Origin of the sequence: Marinimicrobium sp. UBA4509, from assembly GCF_002388575.1 — a bacterium.
Taxonomy (GTDB): domain Bacteria; phylum Pseudomonadota; class Gammaproteobacteria; order Pseudomonadales; family Cellvibrionaceae; genus Marinimicrobium; species Marinimicrobium koreense.
In genome coordinates this window covers 9370-12470 of the sequence record NZ_DGMV01000031.1, presented here as the reverse complement: position 1 = coordinate 12470, position 3101 = coordinate 9370, and the positions used below count along the sequence as shown (strand labels likewise).

2 protein-coding genes are annotated in these 3101 nt (G+C 61.7%); one reads left to right on the top strand and one right to left on the bottom strand.

Translation table 11 applies throughout. The features are described from left to right. Positions 1-32 precede the first annotated feature (32 nt). Positions 33-1376 (bottom strand): exodeoxyribonuclease VII large subunit, encoded by a 1344-nt coding sequence (gene xseA / locus B3520_RS03770; RefSeq protein WP_286806685.1) that lies wholly within the window; start codon positions 1374-1376, stop codon positions 33-35. Between the two features lie 144 nt (positions 1377-1520). Here xseA and guaB point away from each other — a divergent pair, with 144 nt between their 5' ends. Then, on the top strand, positions 1521-2993 hold the full coding sequence (gene guaB, locus B3520_RS03765) for an IMP dehydrogenase (RefSeq protein WP_123637134.1): 1473 nt from the start codon (positions 1521-1523) through the stop codon (positions 2991-2993). The last annotated feature ends 108 nt before the right edge of the window (positions 2994-3101 follow it).

Below are 3101 nucleotides of genomic sequence, written 5' to 3'. Positions count from 1 at the left end.
AGCCGAAGGCGCATCCGCCGTAAATCAAACCGCTACTCCTCCACCCGACTGAGAATCTCCCCGGCCGCCACCCGCGTTCGGATCCGCTCCCCGGGCTTCACCTGCGCCGCATCCCGAATCACCTCACCGGCGTCGTTGTGCACGATGGCATAACCGCGCTCCAGCGTGTTCAGCGGACTCACCCCGTGCAACAATCGCCCGGCTTCGCTCAGTCGCTGGCGCTGCTGCTTCAAGGTCTGTTGCATCTGTCGGTTCAGCCGCTGGCGAAGCTGCTCGATGCGGGTTTGCCATTGGCGAAGTTGTGGCTCCGGCCGCTGCGCTTTCTGGCGAGCCGCGAGATTGTCCAGGCGCTGGCGTGCCTGCCCCAATCGCTGCTGCATGACGCGACGCAAACGCAGCTCCAGGCTGTCCAGACGCTGGCTTTGTTGCTGCAAACGCTCCCCGGGATGACGCAGGCGCTTGCTGAGATGTTGCAGATGATGTTGCTCGGCCTGCAGGCGGCGACGCGTCAGTTGGGTCAGGCGCTGCTCGTAGCCGCGAAACCTGACCAACCATTCGCTGGCGTCGGGCACCACCAACTCCGCAGCAGCGGAGGGGGTCGGCGCGCGCAGGTCGGCGACAAAATCGGCGATGGTGACATCCACTTCGTGACCCACGGCGCTGATCACCGGTAGGTCGCTGGCGGCAATGGCCCGGGCCACCACTTCCTCGTTAAACGGCCACAGGTCCTCCAGGGAACCACCACCCCGGCCCAGAATCAGTACATCAAACAGCCCCGATCGGTTGGCCAACGACAGGGCCTCAACAATCGCGGGAGCGGCCTCTTTGCCCTGCACGGGTACCGGCACCAGGGTGACCGGAATGCTCGGGAAGCGGCGCTGCAGCACGGTGAGAATATCCCGCACCGCAGCGCCGCTGGCCGAGGTGATCACGCCAATATGACGGGGCAGGGCGGGAATGGGCCGCTTGCGGGCCGGGTCGAACAGGCCCTCCTGCGCGAGCTTATGTTTGAGCGCCTCAAAGGCGCGTTGCAGGGCGCCGGCGCCGGCCTCCTCCATGTGCTCGGCAATCAGCTGATAATCGCCGCGGTTCTCATACAGGCTGACCCGGGCCCGTAACAGTACTTGCTGGCCCTGCTGTGGATTGAAGCGCACCTGCTGGTTGCGGCCGCGAAACATGGCACAGCGCACCTGGGCCTGATCGTCCTTCAGAGTGAAGTACCAGTGGCCGGAGGAGGGGCGGGCAAAGTTGGAGATCTCCCCCTCCACCCAGATCAGGGGCAGGTGGGTTTCCAGCAACTGCTTGGCGCGCCGGTTGAGTTGGCTGACAGAGAAAATCGGCCGTTCGGAGGTGGTTGTGGGGTCATTTTCAAACATGCTGGCATTATACCCAAACCGGACAGGGCTTATGTCGAAAATGACTGGTAAAACAATGACTTTTAACCGGTGATGGCAGTTTACCCACAGCCGTGTGGGCGGTATAATTGACGGTTTACTTATCTCAGGATAAAGGTTGGCTGTATGTTGCGTATTGCTGAAGAAGCCCTCACGTTCGACGACGTTTTGCTCCTGCCGGGCTATTCAGACGTCACGCCCAAAGACGTCTCACTGAAAACCCGGCTGACCCGCGGCATTCAACTGAATATTCCGCTGATTTCCTCCGCCATGGATACCGTCACCGAAGCGCGCCTGGCCATTGCCATGGCCCAGGAAGGTGGCATCGGTATCATCCATAAAAGCATGAGTATCGAAAAGCAGGCTCAGGAAGTCCGCCTGGTCAAGAAGTTCGAGGCCGGCGTGGTCAAAGATCCGATCACCATCGACTCGAACGCCACCATCAGCGACCTGCTGGCCCTGACCCGGCAGAACAACTTCTCCGGCTTGCCGGTGCTGGACAACGGTGACCTGGTGGGTATCGTCACCGGTCGCGACGTGCGGTTTGAAACCAACCTGGAGGCCAAGGTCTCCAGCATCATGACGCCGAAAGAAAAGCTGGTGACCGTCAAAGAAGGTGCCAGCAACGACGAAGTGCGCAGCCTGTTGCACAAGCACCGTATCGAAAAAGTCCTGGTGGTCAATGACAACTTCGAGCTGAAGGGCCTGATTACCGTCAAGGACATCAACAAAGCCGAAAAATACCCCAACGCCTGTAAAGACCCGGAAGGTCGCCTGCGCGTGGGCGCCAGTGTCGGCACCAGCCCGGACACCCCTGACCGGGTCGCCGCTCTGGTTCAGGCCGGTGTGGACGTGATCGTGGTGGACACTGCCCACGGCCACTCCAAAAACGTGATCGAGGGCGTCCGTCGCATCAAGAAAGATTATCCGGAGCTGCAGGTCATCGGCGGCAACATCGCCACCGGCGACGCCGCCAAAGCCCTGGTTGAAGCCGGCGCCGACGCGGTCAAAGTGGGCATCGGCCCCGGCTCCATCTGCACCACCCGCATCGTCAGTGGCGTGGGCGTACCGCAGATCAGCGCCATTGCCAATGTCGTGGACGGCCTGAAAGGCATTGACATCCCCATCATCGCCGACGGTGGCGTACGCTTCTCCGGCGACCTGGCCAAAGCCATCGTCGCCGGCGCCCACACCGTCATGATGGGCTCCATGTTCGCCGGCACCGAAGAAGCCCCGGGCGAAGTGGAACTGTTCCAGGGCCGCACCTACAAAGCCTACCGCGGCATGGGCTCCATGGGCGCCATGTCCCAGACCCAGGGCTCCAGCGACCGCTACTTCCAGGACGCCAGCCAGGGTGCTGAAAAACTCGTTCCGGAAGGCATCGAAGGCCGCGTACCCTACAAAGGCCCGCTCAACGCCATCGTCCATCAACTGATGGGCGGCCTGCGCGCGGCCATGGGCTACACCGGCAGCCACAACATCGACGAAATGCGCACCCAGCCGCAATTCGTCCGCGTCACCTCTGCCGGCATGGGTGAAAGCCACGTCCACGACGTACAGATCACCAAAGAAGCCCCGAACTATCCGGTAGGGCGGTAACACAGATTATTCTGGTTCAGGTTCTTACTGGTGTCGCCAGTGAATCTTGCGCAACACCAAGGGCCGATGCGGGGTATGGCCTTTAAAGACTCTCGGAGGCAGGGAGCC